Consider the following 20,160-nt stretch of genomic DNA (forward strand, 5'->3'; position numbering starts at 1 on the left):
TCAACACATGAGAGAGAAGTTCGTGAAATCAGCGGATACCCGAGACGCCAGCGCGGGCAGCGGCCCGGACGTGGTGACCGTGGAGGTCATCCGCAGCGCCCTGGAGTCGCTCGCGGAGCAGATGACCGAGACGATGACCCGTACGAGCTACTCCCTGCTGTTGAAGGAGGGCAAGGACTGCTCGTCGTCCATCTTCGACGCCCAGGGGCGGCTGGTCGCCGAAGGCGCGAACGTCCCGGTCCACCTCAACGCCCTCGGGCCCTGTCTCAAGGGCATGTTGAAGCACCACTTCCCGCCGCACACCCTCGTACCCGGCGACGTCATCCTCACCAATGACCCGTACGTGGACGGCAGTGTCGGGGCGCACCACACGGCCGACTTCATCGTCTACGAGCCGATCTTCTACGACGACGAACTCGTCGGCTTCTCCACGATCTTCGCGCACCTGGCCGGAGCGGGCGGTCTGGACCCGAACGACTGGCACACCAGCATCTTCGAGGAAGGTCTGCGGATTCCCCCGGTCAAGCTGTACTCCGGTGGAGTCCTGGATGAGGACCTGCTCAAGTTGATCCTCACCAACACCAGCGTGCCGTACGCGCAACGGGGTGACCTGCTGGCCCAGGTGTCGGGGGCGCACGTCGGTGCGGAGGGGTTCCGGCGCCTGCTGGACCGCTACGGCCGCGACGTGGTGCTGCAGGCGGTCGACGCGCAGATCGACTACGCCGAGCGCCGGACCGCGGAGTACATCCGCCGGGTCCCGGACGGGACCTACCAGACGGAGAAGCTGCTGCTCGAAGACGGCAGCATGGGCGGGCCGGTCAGGCTCAGGCTCGCCATGAGGGTCACCGGTGACCGGATCACTTTCGACTTCACCGGCTCCGACGCCCAGATCGCCGGGCCGATCAACTGTCCGATGTCGGCGACCATCTCGGCCTGCCTGTTCGGCCTGCTCGCGATGATGCCGCCGGACATCCCCAAGAACCAGGGCCCGGCGGACCTGGTGACGATCGAGGCGCCCGCGGGCTCCATCGTCAACCCCACCCCGCCCGCCGCCGTGTACCAGCGGATGGCGGTCACCCACCAGATCGTGGACATGATCTTCGAGGCGATGGCCGGGGTGCTGCCCAGGGCGGTGGTGGCCAACTCGTGTGGCCTCATCTACGGCCGCGGCTCGGCGATCAACACCACCACCCACCCCGACGGCGGCGACGTCTCGGCTCGGCAGGAGTGGCGCATGGGCACCGGACCGAGCACCGGTGGGCTCGGTGCCCGGGCGAGCCGCGACGGCCTGAGCGCCATGCCCGGATGGATCACCAACGTCGCCAGCCCGTCGATCGAGAGTTCCGAGTGGGAAGCGCCGGTGCTGTACCAGTCGAAGACCCTCTACACCGACTCCGGCGGCGCCGGTGAGTGGCGCGGCGGACTCGGCCTCAGGCTGAGCTGGCAGGTCAGGGGCGAAGAAGCCAGGTTCTCGCACACGTCGCAGTACTCGGCGATCCCGCCGAAGGGCCTCTTCGGCGGCCACAGCGGCGCACCGAGCCGGTGGATCATCAACGAGGGCAGGGAGTCGGAACAGGTCCTGCGGTACCAGACCGGCCCCACCATGCCGCTCGACCACGGCGACACCGTCACCCTCTACACCCCCGGCGGCGGCGGGTACGGTGATCCGCTGCACCGGAACCCCGACCGGGTACGGACCGACGTGCTCAACCGCAAGGTGAGCGTCGAGGCGGCCCGGGACGCCTACGGTGTCGTGATCACCGACACCCACGAGGTCGACGAGCCGGCGACCGCCTGGCAGCGGGCCACCCTGCGGACGGCACGGGACCAGGCATGACGACGGTGAACACGAAGAACGGCGCAACGGCGTCGAGGCCGACGGTCCTCGTCGGTGGTGGTGTGCTCGGGCTCTGCGTCGCATGGGAACTCGCCCGGTGCGGGCACCGGGTCGTCGTCCTGGAACGGGACCGAGTCGGCAGCGGAGCGTCCCGGGGAAACGCCGGGGAGATCTGCTCCCCGATCGTGGGTCCGCTGCCGGCCCCGGGCATCGTCAGCACGGCGTTGAAGAACATGTACCGCAAGGACAGCGCCCTCTACGTCCATCCGATGGCCGCACTGACCATGGGGACCTTCCTGCTGCAGATGGCCCGCAACGCCACCGCCGAGCGCTTCCGCGCGGGGGTCCGGGCGCTGGCGCAGCTCGGCGCGGACACGTACGACCGGTTCGCCGCCATGTCCGACAGCGGGGTGGACATCGAGGTCACCAGGCGCGAGTACCTGTACCTGTTCCCGTCCCGGGACCGTGCCGAACGCAAGCGCGCGTTCCTGCGCGAGCACTACCCGGTGCGGGACGATCTCGGCGAGCTCCTGGACGGGCCGGAGCTGCTCACGCTGGAGCGCTGCCTGGGGGAGCGGGCCCGGGCCGGGTTCGTGCTCTCCGGCCAGGCGCAGGTCGACCCGAGCACCTTCGTGGACGCGCTGGCCGACGCCCTGCGGGCGAACGGCGTCGTGATCCACGAGGGTGCCCGGGTGACCCGGATCGAACCCTCGTCGCACGAGGTCCGGGTCGAGTCCAGCGTCGACACCTTCGCGGCCGGGCACGTCGTGGTCGCGGCGGGTGCCGGTTCGGCCGTGCTGACCGCGAACCTCGGCCTCGACCTGCCCGTCCGGGCCGGCAAGGGCTACAGCTTCAGCATCGCGCCCGCGCAGCCGCTGACCCGGGTGCTGAAGCTGGAGGAGGCGCACGTGGGCGCCGTCCCGCTGGGCGACGGGGTGCGGATCGCCGGCACGATGGAGTTCGACGCCCGGGAGGACAGCTTCAACCCCAACCGGATCCGGGAGGTCGTCAACGCAGCGGCGCCGTACTTCACGGGCGTCGACTGGACCCGGCGGACCGCGCAGTGGATGGGGGCGCGTCCGATGACCCCGGACGGGCTGCCGTTCATCGGGGCGGCGCCCGGCCATTCGCGGGTGTACCTCGCGACCGGGCACAACATGCTCGGCGTCATGATGGCGCCCTCGACCGCGCACCTGCTGGCCCGGCTCATCGGCGGCCACGAGGTGCCGGCGCTGCGACCGTTCGACCCGGCGCGTGCGCTCGGGCGCCGGGCCCGCCCGGTCAACCGGACCGTACCGGGTACGTCGCGACGGAGGGATGAGTAGGTGCCCGAGGCGATGATTGTCGCGGCGGTGCGGTCGCCGATCGGCCGCGCGGTGAAGGGTTCGTTGGCCTCGGTACGGCCGGATGACCTGGTCGCCCAGGTCATCCGGCACGGCCTGGCGGCGGTGCCCGAACTCGATCCGGCGGACATCGAGGACCTGTTGCTCGGCTGCGCGCAGCCGGCGGGAGAGTCCGGCTTCAACATGGCCCGGATCGTGGGGATCCAACTGGGCCTGGACCGGCTTCCCGGGACCACCGTCAACCGGTACTGCGGCTCGTCCATGCAGACGACCCGGATGGCCTTCCACGCGATCAGGGCCGGCGAGGGCGAGGTGTACCTCTCGGCCGGTGTCGAGACGGTCTCCCGGTTCGACCGGGGGACGGCCGACGGATGGCCCGGTACCCGGAACGAGGTCTTCGCGGAGCCGGGCCAGCGGGCCGCCCGGCGGGTCGAGGAGCGGATCCAGGGGTGGGACGACCCACGGGAGCGCGGACTGCTGCCCGACGCGCACATCCCGATGGGTCAGACCGCCGAGAACGTGGCCTGGCTGAAGGGGATCGAGCGGACGGAGATGGACCACTTCGCCGTGCGCTCACAGTGGCGTGCGGAGAAGGCGACCGATATCGGGTTCTGGGCCCGGGAGATCTGCCCGGTGCGCCTGCCCGACGGACGGACCGTCAGCACCGACGACGGGCCGCGGCGCGGCGTGACGTACGAGGTGGTCTCCCAGCTTCCGCCGGTGTTCCGGCCCGACGGCCGGGTCACCGCAGGAAACAGTTGCCCGCTGAACGACGGCGCCGCGATGCTCGTCGTCATGAGTGACGCCAAGGTTCGCGAGCTGGGGCTCGTCCCGCGGGCGCGGATCGTGGCGACCGCCGTCACCGCGCTGTCACCCGAGATCATGGGCCTTGGCCCGGTCGAGGCGACCCGTACGGTGCTGCGGCGGGCCGGCATGAGCATCGCCGACATCGACCAGGTCGAGATCAACGAGGCGTTCGCGTCGCAGGTGCTGGCCTGCCAACGGGAACTGGACATCGCCGACGATCGGTTGAACGTGAATGGTGGCGCGATCGCCATGGGACACCCGTTCGGGATGAGCGGCGCCCGGCTGACCGCGACCCTGCTGAACTCGCTCGAGTTCCACGACGGTGAGATCGGCCTGCAGACGATGTGCACGGCGGGCGGGCAGGGCATGGCGATGATCGTGCAGCGGATCTCTTGACGTCCCCCCGTCATGAACCCGGGCACTCCGGTCTGCTACCTCCCGCAGGGGGTGAGCTTCCGGTGGGTTACCGCTTCCCGGCGCGGTGCCGGCATCGCCGCGTTGACATCCCGGTCCTGACTGGCCCCGCACGGGCAGGTCCACGACCGGACGTTCAACGCCAGCTTCTCCCCGACTACACCACCCACCCCGCACGTGGAGGTCGACGGAACCCATGACCCGCCGTCTCGCCCGCGGCGCACCAGCCACGCCCCAGAAAACGCCGCACCTGCGGCCGGCCTCGCCGGTCATGGTGGTGTTTGTCGATACCCTGATTAGATGCGCCTTTCCCGTGCGAGCATCGGACTGCTGCTGCTTCTTGCCCTCGCCGCCTGCTCGGGTCCCGACCCGGCCGCGACCGCGCCTTCCTCGTCGCCGGCCGCGCCGCCCCGGCCCGGGCGGCTGGTGTCGAGCACCCACCCGTACACCGCCGACGGCCCCGCCACGCCCACGGACTACGGCAAGCCCGGTACACCGCACGCGGAAGTCATGTACAAGCTGCAACAACAGGTGCTGAACCAGGCCGGCGCACCGGCGCACACGTCTGTGACCTGCAACAAGAAGTTCATCACCGGCAACGTGAAGGCGAGGTGCACGGTAAAGTTCGACGATCTCGCGGTGCCCATGGACGTGACCGTGTCGATCGCCGACCAGTACCTGACCTGGTCCGCCGTCGCCTCGGTCGGCGTGCTGTCCCAGAGGAACGTGGGCTGGCTGTGGATCAACGAAGCAGGCAACAACAACGCCCGGCCGGGCACCGCGATGTGCGACGCCGCGATGCCCGAACAGGCCGTGTTCCCCTTCGGCCCGACGCCGTTCTTCTGCTGGTACACCACAGAAATCGGCACCGTGGTGGAGAAGCAGGTGGCGATCGACCGGCAGGGCGTCACCTTCGAGAAGGCCTGACCGAGCCATGGGCAGACTTCGGCACGCCGCCGAAGCGCTCGGCCACACCGCCCGTCGCGGGGGTGCACGGTGCGTCCGTCGGACGACCAACAGAAGGCCAGGCCTTCTTCGGGTTGAGGGCGCAGCTCGTACCCCGCGCCGGGACATGGCAGCCCTACCTGTCCTGGCCGGTGCCCCGATTGCCCGTCGGCGGCTGCTGAGGAACGGCAACCGGCCGGACCGCGTGGGCCATCAACCTTCGGGCAGCGAATCGACCAGGAACACCTGGTCCGCTCCACCGGTGCACGGCTCGACCGCCGCCTCGGCCAGCACCTCGGTGTCATCGTCCCGGATGCCCATGCACAAGTCGCTGCCCGCCGGGCGGAGGCGGTAGGCGGTCGGCGCAGATCCGGTCGGCTCGAAGCGGAACAGTTGGGGCCAGAGGTCGCTGCGGCAGTCCTTCCAGGGCTCGATCAGGTTTCGGCCGGGATCCTCCAAGCGGACGGTGAGGCAGCCCAACCCCTGCACCGGGTGGTCCCACTTGATGATGTACAGGCCGTCGGCCACCGGCTCCAGGTAGGTTTCCGGTGGGGTAGCACCGGCGCAGGGACGCTGGACCGCGATCTCGCTGCGGTACCGGCCGCTGCGGTCACGCCCCTCGGAGATGCAGAGCTGCGGGGAGCGGGCGGGGCGGATCTGACTCCGGCCGCCGCTCGGCCTGGCCGAGGCGCCGGCGCTGCCGCTCGCCGAGGTGGCCGCACCGGCGCGCTCTGCCGCCGGCCGCTGCCCACCGTCGGGGCGACGGATCCAGGCGCCGACGCCGAGTGCGGCCAGCAGGACGCCGACGATGAGCAGGGCCAGCGGCGCGGGCCGCGCGAACCAGCGCCGACCCGCCGCGCCGGATCGTCGTACTTTCGTGCTCGCGTCGCCTGCGGTGGCATCGGCCGGTGGCGGTTCCGGCGGAGGCGTGGTCGGCATCGGATCGTACGGGGCGAGTGCGCTGGCGGCGAGGCGGTCCCGCGCCCGCAGCCACACCTCCACGTGATCCTCCCCGCCGCAGGCGCGGACGAACGCGGCCAGCACCTCGGGTCGCGGCAGAGTGGACCGGCGCAGGACATCGGCGGCGGTGCTGCGGGCCAGCACGTCACCGGCCGCAGCCGCGCGCTGCTCCAGTTGTCGGTACGTCAGGCGGGACCGGTCCTTGAGCCGGCGCAGCATGTCGACGAACTCGGCCGGGTCGGCCGCCTCGTCCGGTCGAAGCTCCCCCGTGGTCATCGCCCGATTCTCCAGACACCCGACGTGCCGGGGCAAGTCGCCGCCGAGCGGCTGTCCGAGATGGTCGGACAAGGACTCGGACAAGCCGCATTGAGCTGCCCGGACACGGCATCGTCCCGACCATGGGATTGTCCCCGCCGACCCGCTTGTCTAGCGTCGTTCACCGATGGCCGCACCGCTGACGGTGTACGGCCCGACGGGCTCGGCCCGGCACCGGGCCGAGCCCGACCACATCGACGACGCGGGGGATTTGATGGATGACTCTGCCCGGGATCCGGTGCCACAGGCCGCCACGGCGGGGGAGTACGTCGTGCTGCTCGGAAAGGTGCGACGGTGTTCCGGCCTGACCTACCGGGAGATCTCCCGGCGGTCCTCGGCTGCCGGGCACTGGCTGCCGCCGAGCACCCTCGCCACGATGCTGGGGCGGACTACCCTGCCCCGGGAGCGGACCGTCGTGGCGCTGCTGGCCGGGTGCGGTATGCCGGCCGGGGACATCGAGCGGTGGGTCGGGTTGCGGCGTGACATCGAGGCGCGACTGGGCGAGCCAGCGCGAGGGGACAGCCAGCCGACGGACCCCGACCCGACGTCTCCCGACGCTGGGCTCGCGGCCGTCGACCCGGCCGAGCCGCAGCAGGCACCAGCCGAGGCGGACCGGGCCAGCCGGCCGGCCCGTCGACGGCTGCGGCTGGGGGTGCTCGTGCTGGTGGGCGCGCTGGTGGGCGCGCTGGCCGTCGGCGCGTCCGGGGCGCTGCTGTCGCACGCCGACGGTGACGGCAGGAACGCCGCCTCAACCGATGGCTGCCCGCTAGTCCTGCGGCAGGGCATGTACGGCCCCTGCGTGCTGGATCTCCAGGAGCGGCTGGTCGCCGGCGGGCTGCGCGTACCGGTGGACGGCTGGTTCGGCCCGGATACCGCCAGCCGGGTGATGGCCTTCCAGGCGCTGGGTGGCCTGCCGGTCAGCGGCACGGTGGACGGGCGGTTGCTCGACGAGCTGTCGGGCGACCCGATGGTGCCGGCCAGTTGGCCGGAGGACCGGATCAGCAGTCGACTGCGGAAAACCTTCCCGGAAGACCCGGCCGGGGCGGTGCGGTTGGCGCGGTGCCTGTCCGGGCTGGACCCGTACCGTATCGAGGTTCTCGCGGACGGATCGCGGCGCTGGGGGCTGTTCCAGTTCAGCGACATGGAGTTGTCCCGGCTCGGCGTCGACCGCCGGACCGCGTTGGATCCGGACTGGAGTATTGGGGCGGCGCGGGATGTCTGGTCGCGCACCGGCGACTTCGGTCACTGGCGCTGCGCACCGTCGTAGTGAAACGCGCCTTCCCCTGCCCGGTTACGGACCGGGCAGGGCGCCCCCTCGCACCGGTGGACGACTCCCGGTCGCAGCCGGTTGACGTAGACGTACGCACCCACGGAATCGCCGGCGGCGCGGCCGAAGCCGGTCATGTGCCGGACCACGCCCTTAGCAGGTGGATCGTCGGTGGTGGCATCGAAACTGAAGCAGAGGAGGCGGCGGAGACTGCGACGGCGGTCGGGCTCGGCGACAACAGTGTTGCCGACAGGTTGGCCGGTTCGGGCATTCATCAAGCTCTCCTCTGAAGGGCGTTGCCGTCGCCACCGGTCGCCTTCTATCCGGCGAAAGTCGAGTTCCGCCGGAACGGCGTAAGCCGGAATCGTGCGGTTGGTTCAGATCCCCACTACCGCCGCGGCACTGGCGTCAACCATGAATCAGGTGCGGGGGCACGGGCAAGGAGTACGCCTGTTCGGAACTGTTCGGAAAGGGATCGGTACGCCCCGCCGGGTTGGCCGGCTCGCGCCCCGGACCACGGCCCTGTCGGCGTACAGCTTCACCCACACAGGCACGCAGCGGCGGACCGCGTCTACGGCTGAGGTCGCCGCTGCCGACCAGTTCATCCGTGGCGCAAGCCCACCCCGTCTGCACGTGGACTGACCAAGGCACCTCCGGCGTGGTCACCCTTCACCGGCAGAACGCAGGAAGTTTGGTCGACCTGCCGCTGCACGAGGCCGCTGACGACACCGCGACGTGCGCACCGCCCACCCGCCTTACCGGCGCATCCGGCGTCACCACAGCGGCATACGAGAGCAGTACCACGCCAGTCAGCCGACTGCCGGACCTGGCACGGCCAGGGACGATGCGGGCGGCGATGTGCCATGAACCTGTCCACGAACGGACGTCGGCAACGGTCAACATCAAGTCACCGCTCTCGCACCGAGCCGATGGGACGACGACCATGACTCTCTCCGTGACAGCCGATGATCCGCTATTCAGCGAGGAGGTCGTGACCGGGCTGACCAAGGATCATCTGGTTCGGCTGGCCACAGGAACCCTTGCCTGCGTGCACGCCCGCGCGTTCCTGCCCGCCGAACTGCGGGCGGATCTGGCCGGGCTGGTGGACCGGATGCCGTTGAGCTCGGTCAACTCGAAACGGGTCAACCCGCCTGTGCTGCGGTTCGGCCCGACGGTCAACGACTTCGTCGCCGATGGCCAGCTCGATCCCGGCTACTGGACGCACGTCGAGTCGGCGCGCACGGCGTGGGCGGCGGCCGACCTGGACCCCGATCCGCTCCGGATCTGCCTGGAGGGGCTCGGCGAGGTGTGGGGCGGGCCGCCGGAGGCGGCCCGGATAGCGGGTCGCCCGGTCATGGCTGGCACGATCCGCGAGTCGAACGGTGGGCTGCGGGTCCACTTCGACGACGTGGCACGGGAATTCCCGCGCGGGCTGTTCGACCAGAAGCTCGTCGCCCAACTGGCGATCAACGTCTACCTGATGATGCCGTCCGTCGGGGGTGAAACCACCATCTGGCGCCGCACCTGGGAGCCCACGGACGAGGCGGCCCGGATCGGCTTCGGCTATGACAGCGAGGTGGTGGCGGGCGTCCAGTCGGTGACGGTGCGACCGGAGCCGGGCGACGCTCTCGTGTTCAACCCGCGCTTCTACCACTCCGTGGCAGGCGGGCAGGACGGGCGCAGGGTGTCGGTCGCCATGTTCATCGGCATCACGACCGGTGGGAATCTGGCGATCTGGTCATGACGACACCGCGCGCCCGCGGTGCCTCCGCCGAGGAGATTCGTCTGGAGTTCGCCAGAAGACATCCGCGACTGCCGATGTTCACACCCACGGGTGGAACAGTGGTCGTGCTTCCCTCCCTCACCCTCTCGCCGGGGGAGTTGGCGCACATCGAGGGCTATGCCCGCTATGAGGAGCGACTTCTGTTCCTCCTGCTCATGTTGCGCGAGCCCGCCGTCTCCGTGATCTTCCTGTCCTCGGTGCCCGTCGACGCCGAGGTCGTCGACTACTACCTGAGCTTCCTGCCCGATCCGGCGGGCGCCCGTGCCCGGCTGCGGATGATGCCGGTGGGCCTGGCCGAGAACACCGAACTGTGCCCGTTGACGCACAGGATCCTCGCCGACCCCGCGATGTGCCACGAGATCGCGCGGGCGGCGGGCACCGATGCCTGGCTGTTTCCCTTTGTCGTGACCGAACACGAGGAGCGGCTGTCGGAGATCACTGGCCTTCCGCTGTACGGCGCGCCTGCGCGGCTGGCCGTTCTGGGGACGAAATCTGGCAGCCGGGCGATCGCAGAAGGCGCTTGCGTCGCGACGGTCCCTGGCGCCGGGGGGCTGGCCAGCGTCGGGGAGGTGGAGGCCGTCGTGGCTCGACTGGTCGCGGACGGCCCGGTCATGCTGAAGCTGGACGACGGATACGGAGGCCTTGGCAACGCCATCGTCGAAGCCATGCCGAACGGACGCCTGGCCCAGGCCCGGATCAGGTTCACCGCACCGGACGAGACCTGGACGTCGTTCGCGGCAAAGATCTCCGCGCGGGGCGCGACCGCGGAGCGGTACCTCACGACACCGGGTCTGCGCTCGCCGAGCACGTTCGCCAGCATCACCCCGGACGGAACGCCCGAGGTGATCGTCACCCAGGACCAGGTCCTCGACGGGATGGTCTACGTGGGATGCCGGTCCCCGGCGGACAGCCGGTATCGACCAGCGCTGCGCGCCGCCGCCCAACGCGTCGTGGACGCCTTGTCCGCACGTGGTGTCATTGGCGTGTTCAGCCTGGATTTCCTGGCCGTCGAGCGTGGTGGATGGGAAATCCTGTTGTGCGAGACCAACCTGCGGGTCGGCGGCACAACGCACCCGTTCGGTACGACGTTGCTCGTGACCGGCGGTTGCGTTGACGGCGCCACTGGCCAGGTTGTCGACGGCGGGCGCGCCAAGGCCTACGTCGGCACGGATCACCTGTGGGTTCCCCACTTCCGCGGCTGCCGCCCCGCCGACATCATCGACCGCTTGGGCGCCAACGCCTTCGACCCGCGCCGCGGTACTGGCGCGGTCCTGCACCTGCTGGGTGCCGCATGCGTGTACGGCAAACTGGGAATCACCGCGATAGGCGACACTCCCGGCGAAGCCGAGCAGGTCTATCAGGACAGCCGCCGAGCGCTCGGCGCGGCCGACTCCTGAGCCCGCTTGGCTTCGCCGTGGGTGTTACCGAAGTTCGGCGCGAATGGCGGCACCAGCCTCCTGGGTGCTCAACGAGCCACCGATGTCGGGCGTGCAGCGCCCTGCTGACACCGCCGTCGAAACCGCTCCACGGATCGCCAGTGCAGCCTCGGAGAGGCCGATTCCCTCACAGAGGAGCGCGGCGCTGAGGATCGCTCCGACGGGGTTCGCCTTTCCCTGCCCCGCGATGTCCGGTGCGCTGCCGTGGACCGGTTCGTACACGCCGAATCCGGTCTTTGGGTTGAGGTTCGCCGATGCCGCCATGCCGAGGCCACCGGCCAACTGGGCGGTGAGGTCGCTCAGAATGTCACCGTAGGAATTGTTGGTCACGATGACGTCGAACACTGACGGGTCGGCGATCAGTTTCATCGCCGCCGCGTCCACGTACAGGTGGGAACAGTCGATGTCGGGACGCCGTTCGACCGCCTCGCGCCAACAACGCTGCCACAGTTTCCCGCCATTGGGAACGGCGTTCGACTTGTCCACGAGGCACACCGACTTTCGCGCTATCGAGAACGCGTAGTCGAGCACGCGTGAGACACCGCGGTAGGTGTTGACCTCCTCGTCGATCGCGATCTCGTCCGGTGTGTCGGCACGCACCCTGCCGCCGACGCCGACATACAGTCCTTCGGAGTTTTCTCGCACGATGACGCAGTCGACGTTCCTGCGACGTTCGTCCCGCAGGGGGCTCAGCCGGGCGTCCCACAGAAACGCTGGCCGATGGTTCACGTACAGGTCGAGCTCGAAACGCATCTTGATCAGCACGCCCCGGCCGTACTCCGAATTGTTGATGCCGGGAGCGCCGATGGCACCGAACAGCACCGATTTCGCGGAACGTATCCGTTCGAAGTCCTCCGGGGACAGGCCTGCCCCGGTTTTCCGGAACGTGGTGGCGTTGACCTCGTCGAGGTGGTCGAAGTCGAGTCCGAGCCCCAGTTCATCGAGGACCTTGACGGCCTCGTCCGTCACCTCTGGTCCGATTCCGTCACCAGGTACAACAGCGATCACCGTCACTGTGATCTCCTCATAATCGTAGCCGTCACCGCTTGGGCTCCAGGGTCGCCAGCCGCCCCTGCGCGGTGTCGAGATATGCGTGCGGTTTGTTGAACGCGATACGAACGAAGCCGGAATCCGATGTCCGGTCGGACAGAAATAGCTGCCCCGGCGCGAGGAGCACACCCAGGTCGATCGCGAGCCTGCGAACGAAGGACCGGCAATCCTCTCGGCCGTATGGCCCGAGTTCGGCGACGACATAACAACCGCCCCGAGGAGACGTGCAGCGTAACCCCACACCGCGGAAGATACGCACCGCCTTGTCCCGCAGCTGCTGAAGATCCGGCCGTGGATCCCATTCTTGCCCGTCAACCAGTCCGGACCGGGCCACGGCCTGTTGCAGGGGCACCGGAGCTCCGCCCGTCAGGCCGATGTGGATGCTGCGCAACGCACGGGTGAGTGCGGGGGCGGCACGGAGGAAGCCGATTCTCCAGCCACTGATGGCGTGGCTCTTCGAGAAACTGCCGACCACGATCGCTCGGTCTCGCAGTCCCGGCACGTCCGCCGCCGAGATGTGCTGTCCGCCGTCGTAGACATATGAGGCGTACACCTCGTCGGAAATGACCAGCAGATCGTGCCGCTCACACAGTTCCGCGATGACCGCCCACTCGTCTTCCTCCAGCACATGGCCAGTGGGATTGTTCGGCGTGTTCACCAGAATCGCCTTGGTACGGGGACCGATCGCGGCGGCGAGTGCCGTGGCGTCCCACCGCCAGTCCGGCGGCCGGACCCGGACGAATCTCGGCACGGCCGACGCCGTTGCGATCGAGACGAGATAGGGCTCGAAGAACGGCTCGAACACGACGATCTCGTCACCCGGATCGAGGACGCCGAGCATCGCGACAGCCAGCCCTTCGGCCGCTCCCACCGTGATGGTGAGCTCGGTGTCCGGATCGGCCGGTGTCCGGAACGACTGGCCCAACGCCGCCCGGAGCTCCCCGTTGCCACGCATGTCGCCGTACTGGTTGTTCCCGTCCCGCAGCGCGGCGCACGCCTGGTCGATCATCGCCTTCGGCGGCCGTGGCCATCCGGGGCTGCCCAGCGCGAGGTCCACCGCACCCATCCTGCGGCCCGCCTCGATCAACTCGCTGAGGCCGTCGGCGGGTAGTCGAGCCAGACGACGTGCGCCGGTGGCCATGGGCGCACCGCCTGTCACCGCGTGCCCGCCCTGGCTTGCGTTGATCCACTGCCCCGCGGGATCTCGGGCAGCCACGATGGCCGGCTCCGCTCGTAGTCCGCGATGTCCGCCGCGTCGCGCAGCGTCACTTCGATGGTGTCGAGTCCGTTGAGCAGCAGCCAGCGTGCCCGTTCGTCGATGCTGAACGACCAACGGTCCTGGCCAGCGGCCACTTCGCACTTCGTCAGGTCGACACTGATCTCGAAGGACGGATCGGCTTCGGCGCGGTCCATCAGCGACGCGACGGCTTCGTCCGGCAGGACGACCGCCAGCAGGCCGTTGCGCAGTGCGTTGCGGTGGAAGATGTCGCCGAACCGGGTCGAGACGACCACCGCGAATCCCCACTCGCGCAGCGCCCAGACCGCCTGCTCACGCGAGCTTCCGGTGCCGAAGTTCGTGTCCGCGATCAGTACCGTCGCGCCTTCGTGTTCCTTGGAGTTGAGGATGAAGGCGGGGTCCTTTCGCCACCGCGCGAACAGGGCGTCAGAAAGGCCGTGCCGCGAGATCCGCTTGCCGAACTCGGCCGGAATGATCTGATCGGTGTCGACGTTGCTGCGCCGGAGCACCACTGTCCGGCCGGTGTGCGAGGAAAACGGTTCCATTGCCTACTCTCAGACCAGATCGTGTGGGGCGGCGAGCCTGCCGGTCACCGCTGTTGCCGCCGCGACGGCGGGTGAGACCAGATGGGTACGGGCCCTGCCACCCTGGCGCCCCTCGAAGTTCCGGTTCGACGTGGACGCCACCCGGTTGTTGCCGGAGATCCGGTCCGAGTTCATGCCGAGGCACATCGAGCAGCCGGGCAGGCGCCACTCGGCACCCGCCGCCTTGAAGACCTCGTGCAGGCCCTCCTGCTCGGCCTGGACGCGCACCCGGCCGGAGCCCGGGACCACGAGCATCCGGACACCGGGTTTGACCCGGCGGCCACGCAGGATCTCGCCCGCCGCCCGTAGATCCTCGATCCGCCCGTTCGTGCACGAACCGATGAACACCGTGTCGATCGGGATGTCACGCATCCGGGTGCCCGGCCGGAGGTCCATGTACTCGAGCGCGCGCTCGGCGCTGGCCCGCTCGACCGGATCGGTGAACGACTCGGGCGAGGGCACCGCCGCGTCGAGCGGAAGGGCGTGCCCGGGATTGGTTCCCCACGTGACGTGCGGGCTGAGCTCGGCCAGGTCGATCCGGACCACTCGGTCGAAGGCGTCCGGGTCGTCGGTCACCAGCGTCTCCCAGTCCGACACCGCGTCCTGCCAGGCCGCACCGGACGGCGCGTAGGGCCGGTCCCGCAGATAGGCGAGCGTGTTGTCGTCCGGGGCGATCATCCCGGCACGCGCACCAGCCTCGATGCTCATGTTGCACATGGTCATCCGGCCTTCCATGGACATCGAACGCACCGCCTCACCGCGGTACTCGATGAGGAAGCCCTGGGCACCGTTGGTACCGATGGCGCCGATGACCGCGAGGATGATGTCCTTCGCCTCGGTTCCCGCCGGGGGCAGCCCGGTGAACTCGACCGCCATGGTCCGGGGGCGGGCGACCGCGAGTGTCTGCGTGGCGAGCACGTGCTCGACGTCGCTGGTTCCCACGCCGAAGGCGAGTGCGCCAAGGGCGCCGTGGGTCGACGTGTGGCTGTCGCCGCACACCACCAGCATTCCGGGCTGTACCAGGCCGAGTTCGGGACCGACGACGTGCACGATGCCCTGGCTGGCGTCACCGATCGAGTACAGCTCGATGTCGTGCTCGGCGCAGTTGCCGCGCAACGCGTCGATCTGCGCCCGGCTCGCGTCGTCGGCGATGGTCAGCGAGTGGGTCGGCACGTTGTGGTCCTCGACCGCGAGCGTCAGTTCCGGGCGACGGACCCGGCGGCCGGACAGCCGGAGACCTTCGAACGCCTGGGGCGACGACACTTCGTGGATCAGATGCAGGTCGATGTAGAGCAGATCGGTCCGTTCGTCCAGTTCGCGGACGACGTGGCGCTGCCACAGCTTCTCGGCCAGCGTCCTACCGGTCATCGGGCCGACTCCGCGGTGTTCGCCATCTCGGCGAGGATCTCCTCACGCAGGACACCCAGCTCGACGCAGTCGCCGTCGGCACGACCGTTGACGTACTTCTCGTACAGCGAGTCGACCATGTCGTCGTGAAGGTCGAGCTTGGCCTGTGCGGCGACGTGCCGCAGCACCGCGCGGCCGGAGTGGCGGGCCACCAGCAGTTGCGACTCACGGCCGAACCGGCCCGGCTCGACGTACTCGTAGGTCAACGGGTTCTGCAGCATCCCCTGCTGGTGCATGCCCGCCGCGGTGGCAAAGGCGTACGTGCCGAACAGCGCCTTGTTGCGTGGCTCTTCGAGTCCGATCGCCGCGCGGATCGCCGAGTAGACCTCGTACATCCCCTCGGTCTTGACGTCGGTCGTGGCCCCGTAGACCTCACTCTTGTACGCCAGCAGGCCGACGACCTCCTCGAGTGCCGTGTTGCCGGCACGTTCGCCGATGCCGCCCAGCGTCACCTGGACCTCGTCCGCGCCCGCCTCGACGGCCGCCATGGTGTTGGCCAGTGCGAGTCCGAAGTCGTTGTGGCAGTGCACGGTGAGGCTCGCCGATGCCGGTGCCCACTCCCGGACCGTCGCGACCAGCTCGCCGAACTCGGCCGGTGTCACACACCCCATCGTGTCCCCGACACCGACCTGGGTCGCACCGGCCTCCAGCGCGGTCTCGACGGTGGCACGCAGGAGGTCGAGTGAACCGCGGCTGGAATCCTCCATCGCCAGGGTGATGAACGGAACGCCGAGCGAGGAGGCCAGCGAGATGGCGTCGTACAGCTCGCGCAAGGCGGCGTCGCGGGTGATGCCACGCTTGTGCTCGAGGTGGATCTCGCTGGCGGTGGCGATGACCTGCAACTGGTGGTTCTTCGTGCCCGCCGCCTCGACCGCCGCTTCGACGTCACCGCGGGCCGCCCGGCACAAGGTCGCCACCCGCGCGGTGGTGAGTGCCTCGGAGATCAGCCGGGTGGCCTCGACGTCCTTTGCCGACGAGGCAGGGAATCCGGCTTCGACGGCGTCGACGCCGAGTGCCTCGATCCGCAGGGCGAGGTCGAGTTTCGTCCGCGGACTCATCGCGTTGCGCGGGGCCTGCTCACCGTCCCGCAAGGTCGTGTCGAAAATCGAAATGCGCCGCGGTGCGCGGCCGGTGCTGTCAGTCATCCCAACCTCCTCGTTGGTGGTCACACGACGTTCAATTCGGGACGGCCTGCGGCGCCGGTGAACCGGCCCGCGTGGAAGCCGCTGATGTCGGTGAAGGTCGGCCGCTGCAGGCAGAGGTCACGCAGAACCTCGCCGACGGCGGGGCCCATCATGAAGCCGTGCCCGGAAAACCCGGCGGCGTAGAGGAATCGGCCGTCGCCGGCGGTCCCGATCAGCGCGTTGTGATCAGGAGTCATCTCGTAGAGGCCTGCCCAGCCCGTGGTGAGACCCACATCCGCGAGCGCGGGTGCCCTTCGCTGCACGGCCGCGGCGACACTTGCCAACCAGCTCTCCGACCGGTTCGTGTTGAATCCGGGCTTCTCGTCCGGGTCGGACATTCCCAGCAGCAGTCCGGCACCCTCGGCGCGGAAGTAGAAGGCGGTGCCGAAGTCGATGGTGAAAGGTGTCGCCGGATCGAGGCCGTTCATCGGCTCGGTGAGCACGATCTGCCGCCGCAACGGGACGACAGGCAGGTCGACACCGGCCCATGCGCCCACTTCGCGAGACCAGGCACCAGCCGCGCAGATGACCGTGTCGGTTTCGATCCGGCCGCCCTCGGTGCTGACCGCGATGATCCGATCCCCGTCGTACTCGATACCGGACGCAGCACAGTTGGTGACCAGCCGCGCACCGAGCCTGCGGGCCGTGGTGGCGAACCCGAGCACCACCGATTCGGGGGTGCAGTGTCCGTCCGTCGGCGAGTACACCGCCGCCAGAAGCCCGTCGGTGCCGATCAACGGCGACAGACGCCGCGCCTCGGCGACCGAGATCATCCGGCTGGGCACGCCGAGGTCGTTCTGCACGGCGACGGCCGACTCGAACTCGGCCACGGTTTCCGGCTGGTCCAGCAGGAACAGGTAACCCACCTGCCGCAGGTCGATGTCCTGGCCGAAGCGTTCGCCGAAACGTTCGTACGTCTCGAGACTGCGCGTCGCCAGCTCGATGTTGACGCGGTCGGAGAACTGGGCGCGGACTCCGCCCGCCGCGCGGCAGGTGGATCCGGACCCGAGAGCACCGCGCTCGATCAGCACGACGTCGCGCACTCCGGCGGCGGCCAGGTGGTACGCGGCGCTGACTCCGATGACTCCGCCGCCGATGATCACAACGGACGCCTTCGATGGAATTTCGGTCACTTCACGCCTCACAACCCACGTACCATCGAATGCCCAGCCTGCTCAGGAACTCGCCATGCGCTCACGCAGACTGCGCGGCCGCATGTCGGTCCATACCGTTTCGATGTGGGCGAGACAGTCCTGCTTCGAACGGGCCGTACCCACCGGCTTCCAGCCAGCCGGAATTTCCCGGCCCTCCGGCCAGATCGAGTACTGCTCCTCGTCATTCACGACGACGAGATACGACTGGTCGTCATCCTCGGTTGAGTTCATCTGCCTGCTCTCCTTCCCATCCTTTGGCAGAGGGGTGGTCCACGGTCGAATGCTCGGCGAGCAGCCGTTCGATCTCGTCGTCGGACATCTCGTCGACCTGACGGGCCAGCCGGGTGACGGTCTCGATCCGCCCTGGCGTGCCGGCGTGACGGACCACGTCGGCGAACGACGCGATCGTGGGAGCGCCGAACAGGGCACGCGCGGACAGGTCGATGTCGAAGGTCGCGTTGACGCGAGCGATCACCTGATGCGCGCGCAGAGAATGCCCGCCCAGCGTCAAAAAGTTCGCATGGATGTCGATCTGACCAGGCTCCGGCAGGTCCAGCACCAGAGCCCAGATCGCGGCGACCAGATCCTCAAGCGGATCCCGTGGCGTCTCGACACCGGATGACTCCGGAACAGGAAGATTGCCGACGTCTATCTTGCCGTTCGACGTGACGGGAAACCGTCGCAGCGGGACGAGGACCGCCGGAACCATCTGGCCCGGCAGGTGATTCACCAGGTGTTCGCGTACGGCGTCGACGTCGATCGCCCCGCCCGTCGCAGGAGTGACATAGCCGACGAGGTAGGTGTTCTCACGCTCGTCGACGCGCGCGGCGACCACGGCCTCGGCCACTGCCGGGTGCTCCCTGAGCCTGGCTTCGATCTCGCCGGTCTCGATGCGGACACCGCGAATGCTGACCTGACTGTCGATTCGCCCGACGAACTCGATCGCACCGTCGGGGCGGTAGCGGGCGAGATCTCCGGTGCGGTACATCCGCTCACCCGGCCGAGTGGCGAACGGATCGGGAACGAACCGCTCGGCGGTCAGACCCGGGCTGTCGACATACCCACGCGCGAGGCTCGTTCCGGCGATGTGCAGTTCACCGGAAACGCCTATGGCGACCGGCCGCAAGGCGTGGTCCAGGATGTAGGTGCGTACGTTGTCGATCGGCCGTCCGATCGAGGGTGCCCGCCACGAACCGGTGCGCCGCGGGACGACACCGGCCGTGGTGACCACGCTGGCCTCGGTCGGTCCGTAGTGGTTGATCAGCTCGTATCCGGTGTCGGATCGAGGTCGCTCGCCGAGCCTGTCACCGCCGGTGAGTAGCGCGCGCAGCACCAAGCCTGGCGGCGACGGCAGTTTCACGACCTCCGCGGCGAGCGGAGTCGGCAGGAACGTGACCGTGATCCGGTTGTCCGCCAACCAGTTCAGCAGCAGGTCCGGCCGCAGCCGCTCGTCGTCCCCGGCGATGTGCAGGGTGGCTCCGGCGGCCAGTGCGGGCCAGATCTCCCACACCGACGCGTCGAACCCGACGGCAGCACACTGTCCGACGCGGTCGGTGTCGCCGATCCGGTACGAATCCAGGTGCCACGCCACCAGATTGGCGAGACCCGCGTGCGCGACCGCGACACCCTTCGGCCGTCCCGTCGATCCGGACGTGTAGATGACGTACGCCAGATTGCCCGGATCCACCGGAGCATCGACCGGATCAATGCCTCGGGCGTCCGGGCGGAGGACTCGCACGCCCTCGGGGACGGAAAGCCGTGCACGAACGTCGTCCGTGGTGATCAGGACGGGAGCGCCGCAGTCCGTCAGCATGTACTCGAGGCGTGCGTCGGGGTGCTCCGGATCGAGTGGTACGTAGGTGCCGCCCGCCTTGAACACGGCCAGCATGGCGATGACCAGCTCGATCGAGCGCGGCAGGCAGATCGCCACCGCGACCTCCGGGACCACGCCTGCCTCACGAAGACAACGGGCCAGCCGGCCGGCGTCGGCGTCGAGATCCGCGTAGGTCAGCGACCGTGTCCCGTTGGTCACGGCGACCGCGTCCGGGCGCTCTGCGGCTTGTGCCGCGACCTGGACATGGACCAGGGTGACGGGCCGTGCCACCTCGGTCGCGTTCCACTCGACGACCTGGCGGTGGTACTCCTCGGGGGCCAGTACGGGCAGGCCGGGGTCTTCGTCGACGGGCATACGCATCACGGTCTCTTTCGCGTGGTTTCGCTGCTCGCCCATAGTGGATCGCGCGCTTGGTGTGGCACCGACGCGCAAAGGTCACCGAGATCAACGGCGCAGGCGTCGGTATCTCCTGGTGATCGCGACCTGTGCCGGATTGGGTACGGGTAGCCTACGGAATGCGTGTCCGGGCGGCGGGGGAGAGCGGCGTGGCTGGATGCTCGCGTGCCGGACGATCGGCGGGGTGCCGCCCGGACCGTCGCCGCT

The 20,160-nt window shown here is 69.1% G+C and carries 18 protein-coding genes; 7 read left to right on the top strand and 11 right to left on the bottom strand.

Features of this window, described 5'->3' with window-relative positions:
• Positions 1–7 precede the first annotated feature (7 nt).
• Genes C5N14_RS21830 through C5N14_RS21840 form a run of 3 tightly spaced genes read left to right on the top strand, consistent with a single transcriptional unit; the run spans position 8 to position 4,383 of the window.
• The gene (locus C5N14_RS21830; protein WP_117670106.1) at positions 8–1,837 is read left to right on the top strand and encodes a hydantoinase B/oxoprolinase family protein; all 1,830 of its coding nucleotides are present in this window, start codon (positions 8–10) and stop codon (positions 1,835–1,837) included.
• Positions 1,834–3,162, top strand: coding sequence for an FAD-binding oxidoreductase (locus tag C5N14_RS21835; RefSeq protein ID WP_117670108.1), 1,329 nt, complete (start codon positions 1,834–1,836; stop codon positions 3,160–3,162). Before C5N14_RS21830 ends, C5N14_RS21835 begins: the two co-directional genes overlap by 4 nt.
• Positions 3,163–4,383, top strand: a complete 1,221-nt coding sequence (locus C5N14_RS21840; protein WP_117670110.1) for an acetyl-CoA C-acetyltransferase — start codon at positions 3,163–3,165, stop codon at positions 4,381–4,383. It begins immediately after the preceding gene.
• A 35-nt stretch (positions 4,384–4,418) separates the two neighbouring features.
• Here C5N14_RS21840 and C5N14_RS34250 read toward each other — a convergent pair whose 3' ends face one another.
• A complete protein-coding gene (locus tag C5N14_RS34250; protein WP_371685884.1) occupies positions 4,419–4,625 on the bottom strand; it encodes a zinc ribbon domain-containing protein in 207 nt (68 codons plus the stop codon).
• 76 nt (positions 4,626–4,701) lie between these two features.
• On the opposite strand from C5N14_RS34250, the gene C5N14_RS21850 reads away from it, so the two are divergent.
• Positions 4,702–5,328 (top strand): hypothetical protein, encoded by a 627-nt coding sequence (locus C5N14_RS21850; protein ID WP_117670112.1) that lies wholly within the window; start codon positions 4,702–4,704, stop codon positions 5,326–5,328.
• Between the two features lie 231 nt (positions 5,329–5,559).
• Here C5N14_RS21850 and C5N14_RS21855 read toward each other — a convergent pair whose 3' ends face one another.
• The gene (locus tag C5N14_RS21855; protein ID WP_117670114.1) at positions 5,560–6,582 is read right to left on the bottom strand and encodes an RICIN domain-containing protein; all 1,023 of its coding nucleotides are present in this window, start codon (positions 6,580–6,582) and stop codon (positions 5,560–5,562) included.
• A 166-nt stretch (positions 6,583–6,748) separates the two neighbouring features.
• Between C5N14_RS21855 and C5N14_RS21860 the strand changes: the two genes are divergently transcribed.
• Positions 6,749–7,888: a peptidoglycan-binding protein gene (locus C5N14_RS21860; RefSeq protein WP_117670116.1), complete on the top strand. Its 1,140-nt coding sequence runs from the start codon at positions 6,749–6,751 to the stop codon at positions 7,886–7,888.
• Here C5N14_RS21860 and C5N14_RS31805 read toward each other — a convergent pair.
• Positions 7,864–8,163, bottom strand: coding sequence for a hypothetical protein (locus C5N14_RS31805; RefSeq protein WP_128763634.1), 300 nt, complete (start codon positions 8,161–8,163; stop codon positions 7,864–7,866). The genes C5N14_RS21860 and C5N14_RS31805 overlap by 25 nt on opposite strands.
• Before the next feature lie 383 nt (positions 8,164–8,546).
• Between C5N14_RS31805 and C5N14_RS31810 the strand changes: the two genes are divergently transcribed.
• Together C5N14_RS31810 and C5N14_RS21875 are read left to right on the top strand one after the other, a co-directional pair.
• Positions 8,547–9,632, top strand: a complete 1,086-nt coding sequence (locus tag C5N14_RS31810) for a hypothetical protein (protein WP_128763635.1) — start codon at positions 8,547–8,549, stop codon at positions 9,630–9,632.
• Positions 9,629–11,068: a peptide ligase PGM1-related protein gene (locus tag C5N14_RS21875; protein WP_128763636.1), complete on the top strand. Its 1,440-nt coding sequence runs from the start codon at positions 9,629–9,631 to the stop codon at positions 11,066–11,068. The genes C5N14_RS31810 and C5N14_RS21875 overlap by 4 nt, the downstream gene beginning before the upstream one ends.
• Before the next feature lie 24 nt (positions 11,069–11,092).
• On the opposite strand, the gene C5N14_RS21880 is transcribed toward C5N14_RS21875, so the two are convergent.
• The 8 genes from C5N14_RS21880 to C5N14_RS21915 are packed head-to-tail and all read right to left on the bottom strand — an operon-like array spanning position 11,093 to position 19,917.
• Positions 11,093–12,121 (bottom strand): isocitrate/isopropylmalate dehydrogenase family protein, encoded by a 1,029-nt coding sequence (locus C5N14_RS21880; protein ID WP_117670124.1) that lies wholly within the window; start codon positions 12,119–12,121, stop codon positions 11,093–11,095.
• A 25-nt stretch (positions 12,122–12,146) separates the two neighbouring features.
• Positions 12,147–13,298: a pyridoxal phosphate-dependent aminotransferase gene (locus tag C5N14_RS21885; RefSeq protein WP_117670169.1), complete on the bottom strand. Its 1,152-nt coding sequence runs from the start codon at positions 13,296–13,298 to the stop codon at positions 12,147–12,149.
• A gap of 14 nt (positions 13,299–13,312) precedes the next feature.
• Positions 13,313–13,939, bottom strand: coding sequence for a 3-isopropylmalate dehydratase small subunit (gene leuD / locus C5N14_RS21890; protein WP_117670126.1), 627 nt, complete (start codon positions 13,937–13,939; stop codon positions 13,313–13,315).
• 9 nt (positions 13,940–13,948) lie between these two features.
• On the bottom strand, positions 13,949–15,346 hold the full coding sequence (gene leuC / locus C5N14_RS21895) for a 3-isopropylmalate dehydratase large subunit (RefSeq protein WP_117670128.1): 1,398 nt from the start codon (positions 15,344–15,346) through the stop codon (positions 13,949–13,951).
• On the bottom strand, positions 15,343–16,530 hold the full coding sequence (locus C5N14_RS21900; RefSeq protein WP_117670170.1) for a LeuA family protein: 1,188 nt from the start codon (positions 16,528–16,530) through the stop codon (positions 15,343–15,345). Before C5N14_RS21900 ends, leuC begins: the two co-directional genes overlap by 4 nt.
• Before the next feature lie 20 nt (positions 16,531–16,550).
• Positions 16,551–17,702, bottom strand: coding sequence for an FAD-binding oxidoreductase (locus C5N14_RS21905; protein WP_243639898.1), 1,152 nt, complete (start codon positions 17,700–17,702; stop codon positions 16,551–16,553).
• A gap of 42 nt (positions 17,703–17,744) precedes the next feature.
• A complete protein-coding gene (locus C5N14_RS21910; RefSeq protein WP_117670130.1) occupies positions 17,745–17,954 on the bottom strand; it encodes an MbtH family NRPS accessory protein in 210 nt (69 codons plus the stop codon).
• Positions 17,935–19,917, bottom strand: a complete 1,983-nt coding sequence (locus tag C5N14_RS21915) for an amino acid adenylation domain-containing protein (RefSeq protein WP_243639900.1) — start codon at positions 19,915–19,917, stop codon at positions 17,935–17,937. The genes C5N14_RS21910 and C5N14_RS21915 overlap by 20 nt, the downstream gene beginning before the upstream one ends.
• Between the last annotated feature and the right edge of the window lie 243 nt (positions 19,918–20,160).

Source organism: Micromonospora sp. MW-13 (assembly GCF_003434305.1).
GTDB lineage: Bacteria > Actinomycetota > Actinomycetes > Mycobacteriales > Micromonosporaceae > Micromonospora.

Excerpts from the sequence above, each read along its gene's own strand:
- leuD (WP_117670126.1), bottom strand. The coding sequence starts at position 13,939 with ATGGAACCGTTTTCCTCGCACACCGGCCGGACAGTGGTGCTCCGGCGC.
- C5N14_RS21885 (WP_117670169.1), bottom strand. The coding sequence starts at position 13,298 with ATGGCCACCGGCGCACGTCGTCTGGCTCGACTACCCGCCGACGGCCTC.
- C5N14_RS21875 (WP_128763636.1), top strand. The coding sequence starts at position 9,629 with ATGACGACACCGCGCGCCCGCGGTGCCTCCGCCGAGGAGATTCGTCTG.
- C5N14_RS21835 (WP_117670108.1), top strand. The coding sequence starts at position 1,834 with ATGACGACGGTGAACACGAAGAACGGCGCAACGGCGTCGAGGCCGACG.
- C5N14_RS21860 (WP_117670116.1), top strand. The coding sequence starts at position 6,749 with ATGGCCGCACCGCTGACGGTGTACGGCCCGACGGGCTCGGCCCGGCAC.
- leuC (WP_117670128.1), bottom strand. The coding sequence starts at position 15,346 with ATGACCGGTAGGACGCTGGCCGAGAAGCTGTGGCAGCGCCACGTCGTC.
- C5N14_RS21900 (WP_117670170.1), bottom strand. The coding sequence starts at position 16,530 with ATGACTGACAGCACCGGCCGCGCACCGCGGCGCATTTCGATTTTCGAC.
- C5N14_RS21830 (WP_117670106.1), top strand. The coding sequence starts at position 8 with ATGAGAGAGAAGTTCGTGAAATCAGCGGATACCCGAGACGCCAGCGCG.
- C5N14_RS31805 (WP_128763634.1), bottom strand. The coding sequence starts at position 8,163 with ATGAATGCCCGAACCGGCCAACCTGTCGGCAACACTGTTGTCGCCGAG.
- C5N14_RS21910 (WP_117670130.1), bottom strand. The coding sequence starts at position 17,954 with ATGAACTCAACCGAGGATGACGACCAGTCGTATCTCGTCGTCGTGAAT.
- C5N14_RS21915 (WP_243639900.1), bottom strand. The coding sequence starts at position 19,917 with ATGCGTATGCCCGTCGACGAAGACCCCGGCCTGCCCGTACTGGCCCCC.
- C5N14_RS21850 (WP_117670112.1), top strand. The coding sequence starts at position 4,702 with ATGCGCCTTTCCCGTGCGAGCATCGGACTGCTGCTGCTTCTTGCCCTC.
- C5N14_RS21855 (WP_117670114.1), bottom strand. The coding sequence starts at position 6,582 with ATGACCACGGGGGAGCTTCGACCGGACGAGGCGGCCGACCCGGCCGAG.